At 68.8% G+C, this 19,423-nt stretch carries 17 protein-coding genes; 7 read left to right on the top strand and 10 right to left on the bottom strand.

What is annotated here, in order from left to right:
* The first annotated feature begins 1 nt into the window (after position 1).
* The 3 genes from tatC (at position 2) to lnt (ending at position 4,871) form a co-directional block, all read left to right on the top strand.
* Positions 2 to 754: a twin-arginine translocase subunit TatC gene (gene tatC / locus AC1ROW_RS02580; protein ID WP_493018346.1), complete on the top strand. Its 753-nt coding sequence runs from the start codon at positions 2 to 4 to the stop codon at positions 752 to 754.
* A 9-nt stretch (positions 755 to 763) separates the two neighbouring features.
* Positions 764 to 3,199 carry a DEAD/DEAH box helicase gene (locus AC1ROW_RS02575; protein ID WP_493017299.1) on the top strand — a complete coding sequence of 812 codons (2,436 nt, stop codon included), beginning with the start codon at positions 764 to 766 and terminating at the stop codon, positions 3,197 to 3,199.
* 67 nt (positions 3,200 to 3,266) lie between these two features.
* On the top strand, positions 3,267 to 4,871 hold the full coding sequence (gene lnt, locus AC1ROW_RS02570; RefSeq protein WP_493017298.1) for an apolipoprotein N-acyltransferase: 1,605 nt from the start codon (positions 3,267 to 3,269) through the stop codon (positions 4,869 to 4,871).
* Between the two features lie 25 nt (positions 4,872 to 4,896).
* Here the strand turns inward: lnt and AC1ROW_RS02565 are convergent, their stop codons facing one another.
* From AC1ROW_RS02565 to AC1ROW_RS02550, 4 genes are all read right to left on the bottom strand, one after another.
* On the bottom strand, positions 4,897 to 5,265 hold the full coding sequence (locus AC1ROW_RS02565) for an RNA polymerase-binding protein RbpA (protein WP_493017297.1): 369 nt from the start codon (positions 5,263 to 5,265) through the stop codon (positions 4,897 to 4,899).
* Between the two features lie 116 nt (positions 5,266 to 5,381).
* Entirely contained in the window at positions 5,382 to 6,131 is a 750-nt protein-coding gene (locus AC1ROW_RS02560; protein WP_493017296.1) for a glycerophosphodiester phosphodiesterase family protein, read from the bottom strand.
* A gap of 10 nt (positions 6,132 to 6,141) precedes the next feature.
* Positions 6,142 to 7,155 (bottom strand): SPFH domain-containing protein, encoded by a 1,014-nt coding sequence (locus tag AC1ROW_RS02555; protein ID WP_493017295.1) that lies wholly within the window; start codon positions 7,153 to 7,155, stop codon positions 6,142 to 6,144.
* Positions 7,152 to 7,652 (bottom strand): NfeD family protein, encoded by a 501-nt coding sequence (locus AC1ROW_RS02550; protein WP_493017294.1) that lies wholly within the window; start codon positions 7,650 to 7,652, stop codon positions 7,152 to 7,154. Before AC1ROW_RS02550 ends, AC1ROW_RS02555 begins: the two co-directional genes overlap by 4 nt.
* A 122-nt stretch (positions 7,653 to 7,774) precedes the next feature.
* Between AC1ROW_RS02550 and AC1ROW_RS02545 the strand changes: the two genes are divergently transcribed.
* Positions 7,775 to 8,563, top strand: a complete 789-nt coding sequence (locus AC1ROW_RS02545) for an SDR family oxidoreductase (protein WP_493017293.1) — start codon at positions 7,775 to 7,777, stop codon at positions 8,561 to 8,563.
* Positions 8,560 to 10,554 (top strand): prolyl oligopeptidase family serine peptidase, encoded by a 1,995-nt coding sequence (locus tag AC1ROW_RS02540; protein WP_493017292.1) that lies wholly within the window; start codon positions 8,560 to 8,562, stop codon positions 10,552 to 10,554. The genes AC1ROW_RS02545 and AC1ROW_RS02540 overlap by 4 nt, the downstream gene beginning before the upstream one ends.
* Before the next feature lie 14 nt (positions 10,555 to 10,568).
* Here AC1ROW_RS02540 and AC1ROW_RS02535 read toward each other — a convergent pair whose 3' ends face one another.
* Positions 10,569 to 11,207: an HdeD family acid-resistance protein gene (locus tag AC1ROW_RS02535; protein WP_493017291.1), complete on the bottom strand. Its 639-nt coding sequence runs from the start codon at positions 11,205 to 11,207 to the stop codon at positions 10,569 to 10,571.
* A gap of 176 nt (positions 11,208 to 11,383) precedes the next feature.
* Here AC1ROW_RS02535 and AC1ROW_RS02530 point away from each other — a divergent pair, with 176 nt between their 5' ends.
* A complete protein-coding gene (locus AC1ROW_RS02530; protein ID WP_493017290.1) occupies positions 11,384 to 13,777 on the top strand; it encodes an ATP-binding cassette domain-containing protein in 2,394 nt (797 codons plus the stop codon).
* A gap of 106 nt (positions 13,778 to 13,883) precedes the next feature.
* Positions 13,884 to 15,113, top strand: coding sequence for a S8 family serine peptidase (locus tag AC1ROW_RS02525; protein WP_493017289.1), 1,230 nt, complete (start codon positions 13,884 to 13,886; stop codon positions 15,111 to 15,113).
* 74 nt (positions 15,114 to 15,187) lie between these two features.
* On the opposite strand, the gene AC1ROW_RS02520 is transcribed toward AC1ROW_RS02525, so the two are convergent.
* The 5 genes from AC1ROW_RS02520 to AC1ROW_RS02500 all read right to left on the bottom strand — a co-directional run bounded on the left by AC1ROW_RS02520 (position 15,188) and on the right by AC1ROW_RS02500 (position 19,414).
* Positions 15,188 to 15,817 (bottom strand): septum formation family protein, encoded by a 630-nt coding sequence (locus AC1ROW_RS02520; RefSeq protein ID WP_493017288.1) that lies wholly within the window; start codon positions 15,815 to 15,817, stop codon positions 15,188 to 15,190.
* A gap of 9 nt (positions 15,818 to 15,826) precedes the next feature.
* Positions 15,827 to 15,988, bottom strand: coding sequence for a hypothetical protein (locus tag AC1ROW_RS02515; protein WP_493017287.1), 162 nt, complete (start codon positions 15,986 to 15,988; stop codon positions 15,827 to 15,829).
* Between the two features lie 119 nt (positions 15,989 to 16,107).
* Positions 16,108 to 17,022, bottom strand: a complete 915-nt coding sequence (locus tag AC1ROW_RS02510) for an SAM-dependent methyltransferase (RefSeq protein ID WP_493017286.1) — start codon at positions 17,020 to 17,022, stop codon at positions 16,108 to 16,110.
* Positions 17,019 to 18,242 (bottom strand): MFS transporter, encoded by a 1,224-nt coding sequence (locus AC1ROW_RS02505; RefSeq protein ID WP_493017285.1) that lies wholly within the window; start codon positions 18,240 to 18,242, stop codon positions 17,019 to 17,021. The genes AC1ROW_RS02510 and AC1ROW_RS02505 overlap by 4 nt, the downstream gene beginning before the upstream one ends.
* Positions 18,227 to 19,414, bottom strand: a complete 1,188-nt coding sequence (locus AC1ROW_RS02500) for a hypothetical protein (RefSeq protein WP_493017284.1) — start codon at positions 19,412 to 19,414, stop codon at positions 18,227 to 18,229. The genes AC1ROW_RS02505 and AC1ROW_RS02500 overlap by 16 nt, the downstream gene beginning before the upstream one ends.
* Positions 19,415 to 19,423 lie beyond the last annotated feature (9 nt).

Genomic DNA, 19,423 nt, shown 5'->3' with positions numbered 1-19,423 from the left:
GATGTCGCTGGCCGAGCATTTCGTCGAGCTTCGTAAACGTCTGTTCCGCGCTGCGCTGGGTCTCCTGGTCGGCGCGGTCGCGGGCTGGATCCTCGCCGGACCCGTGATGGACGCGCTACGCGCCCCGATCACGCAGATCGCGAAGCAGCAGGGCCGCGAGGCGCTGCTCAACTACGGAAGCATCACCGGCGCCTTCGACCTGAAGATGCAGATGGCGATCACCATCGGCATCATCATCTCCAGCCCGGTCTGGCTGTGGCAGATCTGGGCGTTCTTCGTGCCGGCGCTCACCCGCAAAGAGCTCAAGTACGCCTTCGGCTTCTTCTTCACCGCGGTGCCGCTGTTCATCGCGGGCGGCGTGGCCGGCTGGATGCTCGTGCCGCACATGGTCAGCCTCCTGACCAGCTTCGCACCGGAGCAGGACGCGGCGATCATCGACGCGAAGACATACATCGACTTCGTGACCAAGCTCGTCCTGGCGGTCGGCGTCGCTTTCGTGCTGCCGGTGTTCCTGGTGCTGCTCAACTTCGTCGGCGTGCTGAGCGCCGCGTCGATCATCCGGTCCTGGCGGTGGGCGATCATCTTGATCGCCCTCTTCACCGCCATTGCGACGCCGGCGGCCGACGTGCTCTCGATGTTCCTGCTCGCGGTGCCGATGGTGGTCCTCTACTTCGGCGCGTACGGCGTCGCCTGGCTGCACGACCGCCGCGCGGCCAAGGCCGCGATGCGGCTGGAGGCCGAGCTCGCGGCATAGGCTGGTCGCGTGACCGACCAGCAGCAGCTCTCCCCGGCCGAACGCTTCGCCGCCTCGCGGCAGCGGGCGCAGCAGCCTCTGCTGGAGACCTTCCGGGCCGGACTGCGCTTCGACCTCGACCCGTTCCAGCGCGAGGCGTGCGCCGCCCTGGAGAACGGGCGCAGCGTCCTGGTCGCCGCGCCGACCGGGGCGGGCAAGACGATCGTCGCCGAGTTCGCGGTGTTCCTCGCCATGCGCGAGGCGAATTCGAAGGTGTTCTACACCACCCCGATGAAGGCCCTGAGCAACCAGAAGTTCCAGGAGTTCGTCGAGGCGTACGGGCCCGAGTCGGTGGGACTGCTGACCGGCGACACCAACATCAACTCGCACGCCCGCATCGTGGTGATGACCACCGAGGTGCTCCGCAACATGCTGTACGCGGACTCCGACCTGCTCGGCGACCTCGCGTACGTCGTGATGGACGAGGTGCACTACCTCGCCGACCGGTTCCGCGGGGCCGTGTGGGAGGAGGTCATCATCCACCTGCCGCAGGCCGTGCGGATGGTCTCGCTCAGCGCCACGGTGTCCAACGCCGAGGAGTTCGGCGACTGGCTGCAGGCCGTGCGCGGCGACACCGACGTGGTCGTCTCCGAGGAACGCCCGGTGCCGCTGGAGCAGCACATCCTGATGCGCACCAAGCTGATCGACCTGTTCGACTCGTCCGGGCTGGCGGCCACCAACCGGGTGAACCCGGAGCTCGTGCAGATGGCGCGCTACGGCGGCCGGGTGCTCGCGGGCCGGCAGGCGCGGGACGTCGGGCGGTACCACTCGCGCGGCGGCAGGCCGGACACCTTCCGGATGAACCGCGCGGACCTCGTCCGGATGCTGAACGAGCACAACCTGCTCCCGGCGATCTTCTTCATCTTCAGCCGCAACGGCTGCGACGCCGCCGTCCGCCAGACACTTCGCGAGGGCGTGCGGCTCACCGAGCAGCGCGAGCGCGACGAGATCCGCGCCATCGTCGAGGAGCGCTGCCGCACCCTGCTGGACGAGGACCTCGCGGTGCTGGGCTACTGGGAGTGGCTGGAGGGCCTGGAGCGCGGCGTCGCGGCGCACCACGCCGGGATGCTGCCGGCCTTCAAGGAGGTCGTGGAGGAGCTCTTCCGCCGCAAGCTGGTCAAGGTCGTCTTCGCGACCGAGACGCTGGCGCTCGGCATCAACATGCCCGCCCGCACCGTCGTGCTGGAGAAGCTGGAGAAGTTCAACGGCGAGGCGCGCGTGCCGATCACTCCGGGGGAGTACACCCAGCTCACCGGGCGCGCCGGTCGCCGCGGCATCGACGTCGAGGGCCACTCCGTCATCCAGTGGGAGGACGGCCTCGACCCGCAGTCGGTCGCCTCGCTGGCCTCCCGGCGCAGCTATCCGCTCAACTCCAGCTTCCGGCCCACCTACAACATGGCCGTCAACCTCATCGACCAGTTCGGCCGGGCGCGCACCCGCGAGATCCTCGAGTCGTCGTTCGCGCAGTTCCAGGCGGACCGCGCGGTGGTCGACCTCGCCAGGAAGGTGCGGCAGCAGGAGGAGTCGCTCGCCGGCTACGAGAAGGCGATGGAGTGCCACCTCGGCGACTTCCGCGAGTACTCCCGCATCCGCCGCGAGCTCAGCGACCTGGAGAAGAAGGGCCAGCGCATCGAGAACGCCTCGAAGGCCGAGCGCGAGCGCCGGCAGCGCCAGTTCGCCGCGCTGCGGAAGCGGATGAAGGAGCACCCGTGCCACCGCTGCCCGGACCGGGAGCAGCACGCCCGCTGGGCGGAGCGCTGGTGGAAGCTCAAGCGCGACACCGACCGGCTGAGCGCCCAGATCCAGTCCCGCACTGGTGCGGTCGCGAAGGTCTTCGACCGGGTGTCCGACGTGCTGCTGGAGCTCGGCTACCTGACGGAGGAGGACGGCGAGACCGCCCTGACCGTCCACGGCCGCACCCTGAAGCGCATCTACGGCGAGCGCGACCTCCTCGTCGCCGAGTGTCTGCGCCGCGGGTACTGGAAGGAGCTCGACGCTGCGAGCCTCGCCGCCATGGCGTGCGCGCTCGTCTTCGAGCCGCGCCGCGACGACGGCCTCGCGCACGATCGCAATCTCCCGCGCGGCGCCTTCCGCCCGGCGCTGGAGCGCACCACCGACCTGTGGGCCCGGCTGGACGACCTGGAGCGGGACAACCGCTTGCCCGGCAGCGAGCCCGTCTCGACGGCGCTGGCGCTGGCGATGCACCAGTGGGCACGCGGCGCGACGCTGGACGTCGTGCTGCGCGAGGCCGACATGGCCGCGGGCGACTTCGTGCGCTGGGCGAAGCAGACGATCGACCTGCTCGACCAGCTCTCGCTGGTCGCGCAGGGCAACGTCGGGCGGACGGCGCGGCAGGCGCTGGAGTCGATCCGGCGCGGCATCGTCGCCTATTCCGCCGTCGCCTGAGGGGACAGCCGTGCCTGAGAACGTCGCTGTGAGAGGCGCCGAGCGCGATGCTTTAGGCTCTCCCTTCGTGACCCGAACGCCGCGCGCCCGCCGCCAGCGCCGTGCGGCCCTGCCGCCCGCTCCACTGCCGCTGTGGGGCGCCCTCCTCCTCGCCCTCGGCGCAGGCCCGGTCCTCGCGGCCGGCTTTCCCGGCTACAACGTCTGGCCGCTGACGTTCGTCGGGATCGGGATGGTGCTGTTCGCGCAGCGCGGCCGGACCGCGGGCTCCGCGTTCGCGGTCGGCTGGCTGGCCGGCGAGGCGTTCTATCTGCTGCACGTGTCGTGGACCTCGCTCTACCTGGGGCCAGTGCCATGGATCGCGCTCTCCACCCTCGAAGCGCTGTTCTGGGGAGCCGGTGGGGTGCTGATCACCCTCGCTTACCGCTGGGTTCCGAAGGCCTGGCCGGGCATCGCCGGGCGCCTGGGGCTGGTCCCCGTGATCGTCGCCGGGCTCTGGGTGCTGCGGGAGTATGTGACCGGCACCTGGCCGTACGGCGGCTTCTCCTGGGGCCGGGTCGCCGAGTCGCAGTCGCTGAGCCCGTACGCGCCGCTCGTCGCCTGGCTCGGCATCTCCGGCCTGAGCTTCGTCATGGTCTGGCTGGTCGCGCTCCTGATCGAGCTCTTCTTCGCGGTGGACGTGCGCGCGTTCGTGCGCGGCGCCGTCGCCCTCGGTGCGATCGCCCTGGTGCTGGCCGTCCCGTCCTGGCCGGCGACCACCCACGGCACGACCCGGATCGCTGCCGTGCAGGGCAACGGCCCTGCCGGCTACTTCGACAAGCGGGCGACGGAGTACTCGGTGCTGGACTCCCAGATCTCCGCGTCCAACGCCATCCCCGACGCGGAGGTGACCGGGAAGAACGCCGTCGACATGGTGGTCTGGCCGGAGGGCGCGGCGCAGCCCGATCCGACCCGCGATCCCGCGAGCGCCGCAGCTCTCGACGAGCAGGCTCGGCGGTTCGGCGCTCCGATGATCGTCGGGACGATCACCTACCGCGACGGCAAGTACTTCAACACGTCGCTGCAGTGGGAGGCAGGGAAGGGCGCGGTTGACTACTACGACAAGAAGCACCCCGTGCCGTTCGGCGAGTACGTGCCGGACCGATCGTTCTGGCGGCCGTTCGCCCCTGAGCTGATCGACCTCATCGGCCGCGACTACACGCCGGGGACCCGCGACAACGTGTTCGATGTGCACGGCGTCCGGGCGGGCATCTCGATCTGCTTCGACATCGTGGACGACCAGCTCCTGAGCGACATGATGAACGACGGCGCGCAGGTCATCCTCGCCCAGACCAACAACGCCGACTTCGGCCAGACCGACGAGAATCAGCAGCAGCTCGCGATCGCCCGGTTGCGCGCGATCGAGTCCGGCCGCGCACTGGTCAACATCTCGACGGTCGGCAGCAGCCAGATCATCGCACCGGACGGGAGGACGATCACCGAGATCGCCCCGTTCGCTCCCGGTCACATGGTCGCGAACGTCCCGCTCGGCACCACGACCACGCCGTCGACCCTGCTCAGCCGCGGCATCGAGTTCCTGGTCGCGGGCCTCGGTCTCTTCGGCCTCCTGGCGGCGTCGCTCTGCCGGAGGCTGCCGACGTCGGACATGAGAAAGCCGCTCCCACCGGAACGGTGAGAGCGGCTGTACGGGGTGCCGGGCGTCAGGCGGTGTGCTTGTGCTCGGTCCCGCGGCGTGCGCGCAGGTACTGGAGTCGCTCCTCGAGGAGCTCTTCGAGCTCGGCGCGGGTGCGACGCTCCAGGAGCATGTCCCAGTGGCTGCGCGGCGTCTTGACGTCCGAGTGGTCGATCTCGACGGGCTTGTCGTCGACCAGCAAGTGGGCCTCGTGGCCGCAGTGCTTGCACTCCCAGGCACTGGGAGCCTCGGCCTCGGCGGAGAAGACCATTTCGGTCTCCTTGCCGCAATCGGGGCACAGGTAGGTGTAACGGGAACGCGGAGAGTAGACGACGCCTTCTTCGCTTTGTAAGCTCTGGGCGCCAAGTCTCATTCCGCGCAAACTGCGATCTGCCATCGTGTGGTCTCCTCTTCGCGCGAATCCTCACAGTTATAAACCAGCAAGCTGGGGATTCTCTTTCCGGCAGTCCCCTTCTCTCAGTGGGCTCACAGTGACGGAAGAGGAGCGGAGGCTCAGTTTCGCGCGTCGACCAGGCTTTTCAGGAGGTCGCAGCGGTTGGTGACGATACCGTCGACTCCCAGGTCGAGCAGCCGGATCATGTCGGCGACGTCGTCGATGGTCCAAACGTGCACCTCTGCGCCGGCGGCCTGGATCGCCCGGACCGTCCGCGTGGTGACCAGACGCAGGGGACCTCGCCGCTGCGGTATCTGCACCGCGGCGAAGCCGCTCAGGGCGCGCCGGGTCAGCGGACGGATCCCCAGCTTCGCGCCGACCAGCGCCGGCAGGAAATCGCCGACCGACGGGGAGACCGCGACCTCCGGAAGGGCGGAGGCGGCGGCCCTCCTGCGCGCGGCGGAGAAGCTCGTGAGGAGGACCCGGTCGGTCGCGCGCGTTCTGACGATCGCGGCGGCTGCCGGCGCCGCGGCCCGCTCGTCCTTGATGTCGATGTTGAACCGGGCGTCGGGGAAGGCGTCCAGCGCCTCCGCCAGCGAGCAGAACGACTGACCAGCACCGAGCGGGATGCGCCGCAGTTCCGCGAGGGTCAGCTGCTCGACGCGCAGGTCGCGGCCGGCCACCCGGGTCAGGTCGGAGTCGTGGCTGATCACCGCCTCGCCGTCGGCCGAGGCGTGGACGTCCGTCTCGAGGTGCGTCGCGCCCGCGCTCAGCGCCTTCAGGAAGGCGAGCAGCGTGTTCTCCGGCGCGTCCAGCGCCAGGCCGCGGTGCGCGATGATGCGCGCCCGCGGTCCGTCGAGGAACGTCACGCCCAGGATGTCAAGCAGAGGGAGCGGGCGGGGCAGCCGGGCCGGTCGCGGGAGCGGCGGCCGCGGCCTCCACCGTCGGCGCCGGCTGCGTGCCGGCCGGGACCGCGTCGAGCCCGGCCGCGGGCGCGCCCTTCGGGCCGAACGCCTGGCCGATGCCCTTCAACGCCTCCGTGAGCTCGCTCGGGATGACCCAGAGCTTGTTCGCGCTGCCTTCGGCGAGCTTCGGCAGCGTCTGCAGGTACTGGTACGCCAGCAGCAGGTTGTCCGGGTTCCCCTCGTGGATGGCGCCGAAGACCGTGGTGATGGCCTTCGCCTCGCCCTCGGCGCGGAGCACGGCGGCCTTCGCGTCGCCCTCCGCCTTGAGGATCGCGGCCTGCCGCAGACCCTCCGCGTTGAGGATCTCGGACTGCTTCGTACCCTCGGCCGTCAGGATCAGCGCGCGACGGTCGCGCTCGGCGCGCATCTGCTTCTCCATCGAGTCCTGGATGGACACCGGCGGCTCGATCGCCTTGAGCTCGACGCGGGACACCCGGATGCCCCACTTGCCGGTGGCCTCGTCGAGCACCAGGCGCAGCTGGCCGTTGATGTTGTCTCGGCTGGTCAGGGCGGCCTCGAGGTTCAGGCCGCCGACCACGTTGCGCAGGGTGGTCGTGGTGAGCTGCTCGACGGCACCGAGGTAATTGGCGATCTCGTAGGTCGCGGCGCGGGCGTCGGTGACCTGGAAGTACACGACCGTGTCGATCGAGACGACGAGGTTGTCCTCGGTGATGACCGGCTGCGGCGGGAAGGAGACCACCTGCTCGCGGAGGTCGATGAGCGGCCGCACCTTGTCGATGAAGGGCACGACGACGTTGAGGCCGGGGGTGAGCGTCTTGTGGTACCGGCCCAGCCGTTCGACCACGCCGGCCCGTGCCTGCGGGATGATCCGGATCGAGCGGAACAGCGTGACCAGCACGAAGATCGCGATCACCAGGACGATGATCGAGACGACGATGGTCACGACGAGCTGGGTGACGTCGGTCACGTGAGGCTCCTCTCGGTGAGGTCGCCGGCTCCCGCCGACACCGGTGACGGGGCGACGACGGCCGTCGCGCCCTCGATGCTCAGGACGATGACGTGCTCGCCCGGCACCAGTTCCGCGGGACCGGACTGGGCGGGCGAGAGCCGCGCGGTCCAGGTCTCCCCGACGGACAGCTTGACCAGTCCCGCGGTGCGCGAGACGGTGGAGACGACGACGCCGTTCATCCCGATCAGAGCGTCCACGTTGCTCTTGGTGGGGTCGCCGCCGCGCTTGAGCCGGTGCAGCAGCGGCGGCCGGATGAAGAACACCAGGACCACCGAGAGCGCGGCCGCGATGATGAGCTGCAGCCACCACGGCGCCCCGAACAGCCCGGCGATCAGGCCGCCCAGGCTGCCGATCGCGATCATCAGGAAGACGAAGTCGAGCGTCAGCATCTCGATGATCACGAACACGAGGATGAGGACGAGCCAGGCGATCCAGGCGAAGGAGGTGATGTCCATGAGCCGCCCCTCTCTACACATCACTATGTACTTGCTAGAACGCTAGCATTCCCGCGGCCCACCGGATGGAACGCACTTGGTAGTCTCAGAAAGCCGTTTCGTCCAACGCTCTAGGAGTACCCGTGTCCAACGCTTCCGCGTCCGCCAGCCCGCTCGAGCCGGGCAGCCTCACCGGCAAACGCGCCCTCGTCACCGGTTCGTCGCGCGGCATCGGCGCCGACACCGTGCAGTACCTGGCCGACGCCGGCGCCGCGGTCGCGATCAACTACCGCAACAAGGAGGCGCGCGCCCTCAAGCTGGCCGACGCGATCCGCGCGCAGGGCGGCACCGCGATCACCGTGGGCGCCGACCTGACCGACCCCGCGTCGGTGGCCGCGCTGTTCGCGGCCGTCGACGCCGAGTGGGGCGGCCTGGACATCCTGGTCCTGAACGCCTCCGGCGGGATGGAGTCCGGGATGGCAGAGGACTACGCCATGCAGCTGAACCGCGACGCGCAGGTGAACGTCCTGACGTCGGCGCTCCCGCTGATGGGCCCGGGCTCGCGCGTGGTGTTCGTCACGAGCCACCAGGCGCACTTCATCCGCTCCACCCCGACGATGCCGGAGTACGAGGCCGTCGCGCTGAGCAAGCGCGCGGGCGAGGACGCGCTGCGGAACCTGCTCCCGGAACTGGACGCGCAGGGCATCGAGTTCGTCGTGGTCTCCGGCGACATGATCGAGGGGACCATCACCGCGACGCTGCTCAACCGCCTGAACCCGGGCGCGATCGACGCCCGCAAGGAGGCCGCCGGCCGCCTGTACAACGTCGGCGAGTTCGCCGCCGAGGTCGCGTCGGCGGTCGTCGACCCGATCCCCGAAGACCACACCCGCCTCGTCGGCGACGTCTCCAGCTTCGAGCCGATCAGCGAATGAGGCCCGCCGACCTGGAGCTCCTGACCGGGGTCTCCCGTCCGACCGTCCACCCCGCGGGTGGCCGGGCGGTCGTCTCGGTCACGCATCCCTCGCTCGCCGCCGACGCGACGGTCGGCCAGCTCTGGAACATCCCGCTGTCCGGGCACGCGGCGCCGCGACGGCTTACGCGCGGCTTCCGTGACAGCGCCCCGAAGTTCTCGCCGGACGGCCGCCTGATCGCGTTCCTGCGCGGCGGCCCGAAGTCGCCCTCCCAGCTGATGGTGGTGGACGCCGCCGGCGGCGAGCCGGTCGTCGTCACCGACCGCAAGCTGGGCGTGACCGAGTTCGCCTGGTCTCCGGACGGGCGTTTGCTGGCCTTCGTCAGCCGCGACCCGGAGCAGGGACGCTACGGCACGGTGGAGGGCATCGAGCCGAACGGGGAGCGGGCCCGACGGATCGACACTTTGAAATATCAGTCCAATGGACTCGGCTACATCACCGACCGGCGCTCGCACGTCTACCTGGTGGCGGCGCCGGACGTCTGGGCGGAGCCGCCGGTGTCGCCGATCCCGGAGGCCGACGGCTCGACCCGCCCGGCGCCGTCCGTCGCGACGCCGCGCGCGCTGACCAGCGGGGACTGGGACGACTCGACCATCGCGTTCTCGCCGGACGGGTCGACGCTCGCGTTCGTCTCCGCCCGGCACGAGAGCCGGGACGACGACCTCCGCTCGAACGTGTTCCTGGTGCCGGTGGACGGCGGCCGGGAGCCCTCCGACGTGACGGGGGAGCACGGCGACTTCTCGGTCGTCGCCCTCGCCTACGGGCTGAACGGGGCGCTCTACGTCAGCGCGCAGGACGTGGGACCCAGCGGCCGTGACTTCGTGGCGAAGAACACGGCCCTGTACGTGATCGACCATCCCGGGGCCGCTCCGCGCCGCCTGACCGACCCCGAGTCGGTCGACTTCACCGAGTCGGACATCGTCGCCTTCCGCGACGACAGTGTGCTGGTCTGCGACCGCCGGCGCGGCGTCCTTACCCTGACCGAGGTCCACGCCGACGGCGCAGCGCACCGGCTCACCGACGACCGCACCGTCGTCACCGGCGTGGGCGCGGCGGGCGGGACCATCGTGGCGAGCGTCTCGGATGCCGGCACCGCCGGTGATGTCGCCGTGATCGACGACGGCGGCCTCCGACGGCTTACCGACTTCTCCCACGCTTTGCGCGCGGCCGGCGTGATCGCGCCCCGCGAACTCACGGTGACGGGCCGCGACGGCTACCCGATCCACGGCTGGGTGGTGGCGCCGGAGGGCGCCAGGCCCCATCCCGTGCTCCTGAACATCCACGGCGGCCCGTTCGCCGCCTACACCGCGGCGCTGTTCGACGAGGCGCAGGTCTACGCCGCGGCCGGCTACGCCGTGGTGATGTGCAACCCGCGCGGATCGGCAGGCTACGGGCAGGAGCACGGCCGCGTCATCCGGCAGCGGATGGGCACCGTCGACCTCGCGGACGTCCTGGATTTCCTGGACGGTGCGATCGCCGAGACCCCCGGCCTCGACGCCGAGCGCGTCGGCGTGATGGGCGGCTCCTACGGCGGCTACCTGACCGCGTGGACGATCGCGCACGACCACCGCTTCGCCGCGGCGATCGTGGAGCGCGGCTACCTGGACCCGGCTGCCTTCATCGGCACGAGCGACATCGGCAGCTTCTTCAGCGACGAGTACACGGGCACCGATCCGTCCGGGATCGCGTCGCAGAGCCCGCAGGCCGTGGTCGACCGCGTTCGCACGCCCACCCTCGTGCTGCACTCGTCCAGCGACCTGCGCTGCCCGCTCGGGCAGGCGGAGCGGTACTACGCGGCGCTGAAGCGCGGCGGGGTCGAGGCCGAACTCGTGGTCTTCCCGGGGGAGGACCACGAGCTGAGCCGCAGCGGCCGCCCGCGTCACCGTCGCGAGCGCTTCGAGATCATCCTGGACTGGTGGGACCGGCACCTGCCGGTGAAGCCCCGCCGGTAGCGGGTCTCGGTCGGCTAGGCCGTGGCGGGCGCTGCGGGCGCCGCGGTGGCCTTCAGCACCTCCCGGCCGAACGTGAACGCCCGGACGATCCCGATGATGCCGAGCACGATCAGCGCGATCGCGGCGAACAGGATCAGGAATACGGCCGACGACGCCGGCAGGAAGAGCACCACGAGTCCAGCGATGATGCTCAGGATGCCGTAGGCGATCGCCCACCCGGCGGAGCGGGCGCGCCCGGCCTCCACCAGCGCCATGACGCCCTCGATGATCCAGCCGACCCCGATGAACGCGAGGGCGAAGATCACCAGGACGGTCGCCGCGGTGGAGACGTTCTTCAGCGTCACGATCGCGAGGAAGACCAGCAGCACGCCGAGGATGATGTTCAGGGTGCGGATGCCGCCGCCGATGCCGCGGGCGAAGATCCCGACGCCGAGCCGCATGATGCCGGCGATGAGGAAGTAGATGCCGAGGAAGATCGCCAGCACGGCGATCGTCTTGGCAGGCCAGAACAGCAGGACGACGCCGAGGATCACCGCGACGGCGCCGCTGACTCCGAGCACGGCCCGGATGCCGTTGATGGCCGAACGGGTCATCTCCGATGCGTCCAGCGAGAGGTCGTGGACGGCGGAGTCGAGAGGATCGGTGGAGGACATCGCACGCACCCTTCAGTCGGTCGGCCACGGTGTCGGGTGGCCGCTTACGCGCAGAATACTGAAAACCTGCTGTGCATATCAGACCCATTCTCGCGCCGCTGGAGCCGCGGGGGAGGGCAGCTGGTCTCCGGCACCTGGTTAGATCGGAGACGACACCGAACGGACGGAGTGCAGCGATGACCACGGCGACCAACGCGAACACCGGGGCGGCCACCCGTGCGGACGGACCGGAGCGGGCGGACGCCCACGATGTCATCCGGGTCCGCGGCGCGCGTGAGAACAACCTCAAGGACGTCAGCGTGGACCTGCCGAAGCGCCGGCTGACGGTGGTCACCGGGGTGTCGGGCTCGGGCAAGAGCTCGCTCGTCTTCGGGACCATCGCCGCCGAGTCGCAGCGCCTCATCAACGAGACCTACAGCGCGTTCGTGCAGGGGTTCATGCCGTCGCTCGCGCGGCCGGACGTCGACGTGCTCGAGGGACTGACGACGGCGATCCTCGTCGACCAGGAGCGGATGGGCGCGAACGCCCGGTCGACCGTCGGCACGGTCACCGACGCCAACGCCCTGCTGCGCATCCTGTTCAGCCGCCTCGGGCAGCCGCACATCGGCTCGCCGCAGGCCTTCTCGTTCAACATCCCGACAGTGCGCGGCGCGGGCTCGATCGCGATCGAGGGCAAGGGCACGGTGAAGCGCAGCTTCGAGCAGACCGGCGGGATGTGCCCGCGCTGCGAGGGCATGGGGACCGCCTCCGAGATCGACCTGACCCAGCTGTACGACGAGTCGAAGTCGCTGTCCGGGGGAGCGATCACGGTGCCCGGCTACACGGCCGACGGCTGGTCGGTGCGGATGTTCAGCGAGTCCGGCTTCTTCGACGCGGCCAAGCCGATCCGGGACTTCTCGGAGACCGAGCTGCACGACTTCCTCTACAAAGAGCCGGTGAAGGTCAAGATCAACGGCATCAATCTCACCTACGAGGGCCTGGTGCCACGGGTCCAGAAGTCGATGCTGTCGAAGGACGTCGACGCGATGCAGCCGCACATCCGCGCGTTCGTGGAGCGTGCCGTCACGTTCGCTCCGTGCCCGGAGTGCGGCGGGACGCGGCTCAACGAGGGCGCGCGGTCGTCGCTCATCCGCGGCGTGAGCATCGCCGATGTCTGCGCGATGCAGCTCACCGACCTCGCGCAGTGGGTGCGGGAGCTGGACGAGCCGTCGGTTGCGCCGCTGCTGGCGAACCTTCAGGGCACCCTCGACTCATTCGTCGACATCGGCCTCGGTTATCTGTCGCTCGACCGCCCGTCCGGCACGCTCTCCGGCGGCGAGGCGCAGCGCACCAAGATGATCCGGCACCTCGGGTCGTCGCTCACCGACATCACGTACGTCTTCGACGAGCCGTCGGTCGGCCTGCACCCGCACGACATGCGCCGGATGAACGAGCTGCTTCTCAAGCTCCGTGACAAGGGGAACACCGTCCTCGTGGTCGAGCACAAGCCGGAGATGATCGTCATCGCGGACCACGTGGTCGACCTCGGCCCGCGCGCGGGCACGGCCGGGGGAGAGATCGTCTACGAGGGGACGATCGCGGGGCTGCGGGCGAGCGGCACGCTCACCGGGCGACACCTGGACGACCGCGCCACGCTGAAAAAGGCAGTGCGCAGGCCGTCCGGCGTTCTGGAGGTGCGCGGCGCGACGTCGCACAACCTCCAGGACGTGGACGTTGACCTCCCGCTCGGCGTGCTGGTCGTGGTCACCGGCGTGGCCGGCTCGGGGAAGAGCTCGCTCATCCACGGTTCGGTGTCGCCCCGCGAGGACGTGGTGTCCGTCGACCAGACCGCCATCCGCGGGTCGCGGCGCAGCAACCCGGCCACCTACACCGGCCTGCTGGAGCCGATCCGCAAGGCGTTCGCGAAGGCTAACGGGGTCAAGCCCGCGCTGTTCAGCGCGAACTCCGAGGGCGCTTGCCCGAACTGCAACGGCGCCGGCGTGATCTACACCGACCTCGGCGTGATGGCCGGCGTGTCGACGGTGTGCGAGGTCTGCGAGGGCAAGCGCTTCGACGCGTCGGTGCTGGAGTACCGCTTCGGCGGTCTCGACATCAGCGAGGTGCTGGCGCTGTCGGTGGAGGACGCCGAGTCGTTCTTCGCGAGCGGCGAGTCGCGCCTCCCTGCTGCACACGCCATCCTGCGGCGCCTGGCCGACGTCGGCCTCGGCTACCTGACCATCGGCCAGCCGCTGACGACACTGTCCGGCGGCGAGCGCCAGCGGCTGAAACTCGCAGTGCACATGGCCGAGGAGGGCGGCGTCTACGTGCTGGACGAGCCGACCACCGGTCTGCACCTGGCCGACGTCGAGCAGCTCCTCGCCCTCCTGGACCGGCTGGTCGACTCCGGCAAGTCGGTCATCGTGATCGAGCACCACCAGGCCGTGATGGCCCACGCCGACTGGATCGTGGACCTCGGCCCCGGCGCCGGTCACGACGGCGGCCGCATTGTGTTCGAGGGCACGCCGGCGGACCTGGTCGCCGCGCGCTCGACGCTGACCGGGCAGCACCTGGCGGAGTACGTGGGGGCCTGACGCCCGTGCCGAGGTGTCCCCGCCCTCGCGGGAGGGCACGGCGCGGACGTCCGCTATGTTAGTGGTGTACATGTGAATTCCACATGTGTCAGTAAGGAACCACCACATGAGTAAATCCATCGCCAGAGTGCTCTTCGGGGCGGCGGTCGTCGTCCCGGCGGCCCTGGGTACCGCCGGCGTATCGGCCGTCGCGGCACCCGAGGACAAGTCGTGGGACAAGTCCAACATCGCCATGAATCTGGGCGCCGACAGATCCGGATCCTACGTGGACGCAGCCGGCGGCACCTTCAACGGCTCGGGTCAGATCGTCTTCGACGTCGACGGGGCGTTCACCGGCGGCAACCCGCTCATGCAGGACGCCAACGGCAAGTCGAAGGTCGCGGGGGAGTACTGCTTCGGGTTCGAGGCCGACCCGAACGGGTGGTCGAGTCTGTGTGAGACCACGAATGTGATCAACACGCCGTACCTGTACAAGGGGCCCACGCTGTTCAGCACGCTTCCGAAGAGCTCTGCTCCGTCGTCGCGGTGCGTGGGCTCGTCGGGAGATCTGTGCCACGACCTTCATGGCACGGCGACGGCGGGTGCCGTGGTCGGTCAGCCGGGCGTGCGGTACGAGCTTGATTCGGATGGGAACTCCCTTCAGGTGTCCTCGGCCGGTGCTGCTGTAGGCGCGAAGGTGGTCCAGGTGAAGGTCGGCGGCGGCACGACGACCGGCGCGAACGACTCCATGGGCTGGCAGGGGGAGTCGGTCGCGAACGCCCTCAATTGGATCGACAAGATCGAATCCGAGCAGATCTACCGCGGAAAGGTCGCGGCGGTGACGCTGTCGGTCTCGGGGGAGTCCATCGGCGCCGACGGAAAGTGCAGCGCTATCGGACAGTCCGTCGATGCTGCGGCGGGCCGACTCAAGGACAAGGGCATCGCGGTCATCATGTCTGCCGGGAACGCCGGGCTCGACTCGGTGGGCGCCTGGAACTGCGGTAAGAACGTGATCACGGTCGGCGCGACCCAGACGCTTCACGAGCACGTGCGCGCCGGCTACTCCAACTACGCCGCGAGCACGCGCCTCTTCGCGCCGGTCGGTACCGGCGACGCACTGAACCGGGACGGCGTGCTGGTCCCGTACAAGAGCTTCGGCACCTTCTACGCGATGGGAACGTCGTTCGCCGCGCCTCAGGTCGCCGGCGCCTTCGCTGTGCTGCGCGAGAAGTTCGGCTCAGAGCCGACGGTCGACCGGTTGGCCGATCTGCTCGCGAAGACCGGATCGCCCGTCGAGGGTGCGCCTGCGACGGCACGCGACATCAACGTCACGGCGGCGCTCAACGCGACCCCGTAGCGAGCGCCGTCCGGCCCTGGTCGATCGTCGCCTGCTTCACGCCGGCGCCGATCGACCGGGGCCCTTCGTGGCCTTTAGTGGGTAGCGAGTGCGTTGCCGGTGAGCTCGTGGCGCGAGTAGGTGTCGACGAAGCATTCGTAGCCGCGGTCGCCTGATGTCCACTGCGCCTCGGTGTCCGGGTAGCGCAGCTCCACCTGCACATCCTCGTTCCAGACCGCGACCCAGTTCCAGTCCAAGAGGCCGGGTGCGGTGCAGAGGTCGCCGACCTGGGCGTTCAGGGCCTGCACGCCGGGGAACGCCGCGTCGGCGGCCTGCGGGAGGACGCCCTTCGCGAGCACCTGTGCGATGTGCTGCGACGCACAGTCGACGACGGGATAGGCGTTCGCCCGCGGCGACGGGAAGACCTGCAGGCACGCGCCCGTTGGGATGCTGCCGACCGGTTGCTCGGGGACGGTCGCGACCGGCGCCGTGGGGGTGGGGCGCGGAGGCAGCCCGAGCGGTGTGGGAGCCGGATCCAGCGTGTGCGTGGAAGCGGACGGGGCCGCTGCTGTCCTGTCGGTTCGCGGGTGAACGGCGGGCAGACCGTTTGCGATGGCCGCGACGGAGAGGAGCGCGACCGCGACGGCGGCGGTCGCGCCGACGAGGATGAGCCAGCCGCGGCGCGACAGGCCGTCGGCATTCGCGGGCGGTCGGCGGTCTCTCACCGCCTCATCCTACGATCGGCCGCGGAATTCGCGAGCCGTGCCGCACAACGCGCACACCAGCGCGAATCGCGGCCTCCGGTCGACGGTGACGATGGACGGGTAGGCGGTGCGGCCGTGGCAGCGCGGGCACCGGCTCGTGGTGTCGGCGGCGCGGGCGTCGAGGGTGGTCATGTGAGGGAGAGCCCCTGTGGTGCGTCATCGTGACGCGAGTGCACAGCTCGGAGCGGTCGTTCGATGGCCGGTGACCCGGAGGCCCTACGGCGCGGTCGAACAGAGCTCGCGGCCGAGCATCAGTGGTCTGACCCCGACGCGCGGCGGAGGACCATGATGGCCGTGCCCATTCCCAGGGCGGCACCGTCCTGGACGCTCGAATCGAGGATCCTTTCGATGCTCAGGCCGGCACGCGCTGCAACCGGCTCGATCGCGGATGGTGTCCACATGCGGTCGCGCAGATCGCAAACAACGCCTTCGATGTCTCCGTCGGAGTCCCAGCCGTATTGGGCGTAGACCGAGCGATGCATGATCAGCCGGTCGGCATCGTATTTGTAGGCCCACCAGATCAAGGCGGAACGGCCGGAAGAAGGACGGAAGGGGACGACAGTGCAACGCTTGTCCATGAATGCGAGTTGTTGCGGTGTGCCGTCCGCGAACACGGCGATCATCACACGCGATGTGTCGTCTCTGAGGCGGTCGTGCGCCACGACGAGCAAGTCTTCAAGCTTGTTCTCATCGAGTACGAAGTTCACCGTAGCGTCTCCAAACGTAACCACATCGAACGAGCGCGTGGCGAGATCCTCGGGGAGCGCGAAGATATCGCCGAGACGTGCCTCCACATTTCTGAACCTGCTCGTGCGGATCTCAGCGTCGAAGCGATCAATCGCCACTCGCGCGATGTCGACGCCAACGCTCGGGCTGAGGGCACGCTGGTGGGCGAGGTGCAGCAGAAGTCGGCCGTCGCCGCAGCCGAGGTCGAGCACCGAGTGGCCGTCTTCTACGATGCTTTCCGCAGCGGCGAAATCCCAGGTCGCACGTACGGTAGTCGACTCGTACTCATCGAAGAGCGGCTCGTCGAAGTAATACTGGCTGACACGAAGCTTCGCCAGTCCGGACCTGACGATCTTGTCGAGGGGTGGCTGGAGCTGGATCGCCTCCAACAACGGCTTGTCTTCTTCGAATCGGCTTGTTCCGACAGTCGTCTCGCTCACAGAGATGCACCCTCCTCGATGGGTTTTTGTTTGTTCGTGACGTTCACGAGCGCACCGACCGAGCCGACTGCCACTGCAACCGCACCGACGGCGATCAGGGCAGGAGCGGCCGCGTCGACGTGGATGAAGGCTGCGCAGACGAATCCCGCCAAAACTGCGCACTGCAGAATCAGGATGTAGGCCGGCATCTGACGCGTTCGCCTTGCTGCGTCGACGCGGTTGATGATGAATCCCGACATGAGCGTGTTCTGGACGCCGTTGGCGACACCGATGACTGTTGCCGCCGCGGCCAGCTCCCATGCGATGTCCGCAGCACCGACCACGACGATTCCCGCCCCGATGATGGCTGCTCCGATGGAAGCTCCCGCTGCATCACCGAGCCTTCCCATGGGTTTGGCGAAAAGGAGCGGTCCGATCACGAGCCCGGCACTCAAAGCTGCGACGACGACTCCGTAGGTAGCGGCACTGAGCCCCAGGTCGGCCCGGATTCGAACGATCAGGAGCACGTTGAGTGCGGACGTCACCAGCACGGTGATCACCAGGGGAGCGATCGCACGAAGAACTCCCGGAGTGCGAAGCAGGCCGATGACGTCGGCGCTTCTCTTCTTCTCGTGCTCCCTCTCTGTGCCGATGGCGGACGCCACCAAGGACGGAAGGGTCACGGCCACTCCGATCGCCGCGAGCAACATGATGGCGGCCAGGCAGAGGAGCCCTTGAGGTCCGGACGACCAAGCGAATAAGGCGCTACCAAGAAGGGGCCCGACGACATATCCGAGGTTTCGGACGGTCTGCACCACTCTGTTGGCGCGTGCGATGCCGGACTGGCTCAGTGCTAGTGCCGGAAGCGCAACCAACACTGCAGACCACAAGAGCGACCCCAGACAGCCCAGGACGGCGGCGATAGCCACAAACCATGGGAATGTGGAGGCGAATGACGCACACGCGATCAGCACTGCCTCGGCGACGAACACCACAACGATGAGTCGGCGCGCACCGAACCGGTTGAGGGCGCGCGGCGCTATTGCGGCGGCGAATATGCCACCAAGAAGTCCCGCTGCGAGGAGTGCCGACACCTGGGCAGGTGCCGTGTACCCGCCGTCGGCAAGCCGGAGTGCGAATGCGATCTGTGCTGCTTCGTCTCCGAAACTGCCCAGGAACAGGGCAGCGCACGCACCGAGCCAGGCAGCGACCGTCGCCCGTGGTCTCAGAGCGCACCCCACCTCGTGAGGGCGACGACCACGCGCCGGAGCTGACTCGAGACTGCCGACTCGTCGCGATCGCGCAACCCGGCGATATCGATCGTTTCGCCCGCAGCGAGCCGGGTGAGGAACGTGTCGAGGTCACGGGAGTAAGGAAAGGCCGCGACATGTCCGTTCGCAGCCACGAGCACTTCCTCGAGACCGTGGAGCGGAATCCATTGCATTGTGCTCACCGGGGTCAACGATGCGAGCTCGGCGACCTCGTCGACATCGATCGGTGGACGGCCGACACAGAGCCGTGAACTGGTGTCGGAGACAAGCTGTGCAATCGCCATCCGCCGACGGAGGGCTCCATCGTCGAGGAGGGACCGCACCGTATTGATAAGGATGTCGTCATCGGCGCCCAGCGCCACCGGTCCGGACGACCGAACATCGTGTCGGGTCCGCGTCGGTGTCGGCAACAGCCCGCGAAGGTAGTCAGCGTTCGGTCTCGAGTCGTTGCCCGCTTCCCAGAACGTGACGTTGACGTTGATCGACACGTCATCCTTGCTCTCGGCGACATGGAAGTGGTCCTGCGGAAAGTAAGCGATTCTGTCGCGTTTGTTCGCGAGAGCGATCCCGGAAGTCTTGTGCTCGTCGTAATCGGGAGATTTCAGCCCGAGTAGATCGTTGCGGTCGCCGGGCCACGTGAACATCGTCTTGCCGTCCCGGAGCGTGAACGCGAAGTTGTGTGCGTGGTCAACGTGTACGCCGGTGTGCGTCGAGGAGTACCGACCGACGAAGCAGTCGATGTCGACACGACCTCCTGGACGGTACCCGAGCGAGCGCGCCAGCTCGTCGGCGAATGTCTTCGCCGTGTCCCACATGGCGGTACTCGCTGCATACAGGCCGAAGTACGCCACGCTCCATTCATCCTCACCGACCAGCTGATCTGCGCGTTCGGCGTATTCAGCGAGCGATGCGTCCTTCGGATGCACTAACAGGTCCGTTCGCGGGGACGCTGTGCGCGTCCCGTTGATGGCTGAGACTGCTTCGGTGTGGCGGTTCAGGGCGCGGATCTCATCGGGGCGCGTGGTGTATGCCAAGAGCGAGTCGCGCACGTCGGCCTCGCTGAACGGGCGATCACCAGTCAGCTCGGCGGCGCGACAGGCCCAGACATCGGTAGTGAACGCCGGGGAGAAGAGATTCAGCACAGTAGTCCT

This window comes from Leifsonia sp. GW821-FHT13C09 (assembly GCF_058806435.1).
The sequence above is the reverse complement of the archived record's forward strand: the minus strand, read 5'-3'. Positions and strand labels throughout refer to the sequence as shown.

Bases quoted from the DNA above. Each gene is read 5' to 3' on its own strand.
- tatC (WP_493018346.1), top strand. From the start codon at position 2: ATGTCGCTGGCCGAGCATTTCGTCGAGCTTCGTAAACGTCTGTTCCGC.
- AC1ROW_RS02565 (WP_493017297.1), bottom strand. From the start codon at position 5,265: ATGGCAGATCGCAGTTTGCGCGGAATGAGACTTGGCGCCCAGAGCTTA.
- AC1ROW_RS02550 (WP_493017294.1), bottom strand. From the start codon at position 7,652: ATGGACATCACCTCCTTCGCCTGGATCGCCTGGCTCGTCCTCATCCTC.
- AC1ROW_RS02540 (WP_493017292.1), top strand. From the start codon at position 8,560: ATGAGGCCCGCCGACCTGGAGCTCCTGACCGGGGTCTCCCGTCCGACC.
- AC1ROW_RS02535 (WP_493017291.1), bottom strand. From the start codon at position 11,207: ATGTCCTCCACCGATCCTCTCGACTCCGCCGTCCACGACCTCTCGCTG.
- AC1ROW_RS02530 (WP_493017290.1), top strand. From the start codon at position 11,384: ATGACCACGGCGACCAACGCGAACACCGGGGCGGCCACCCGTGCGGAC.
- AC1ROW_RS02525 (WP_493017289.1), top strand. From the start codon at position 13,884: ATGAGTAAATCCATCGCCAGAGTGCTCTTCGGGGCGGCGGTCGTCGTC.
- AC1ROW_RS02515 (WP_493017287.1), bottom strand. From the start codon at position 15,988: ATGACCACCCTCGACGCCCGCGCCGCCGACACCACGAGCCGGTGCCCG.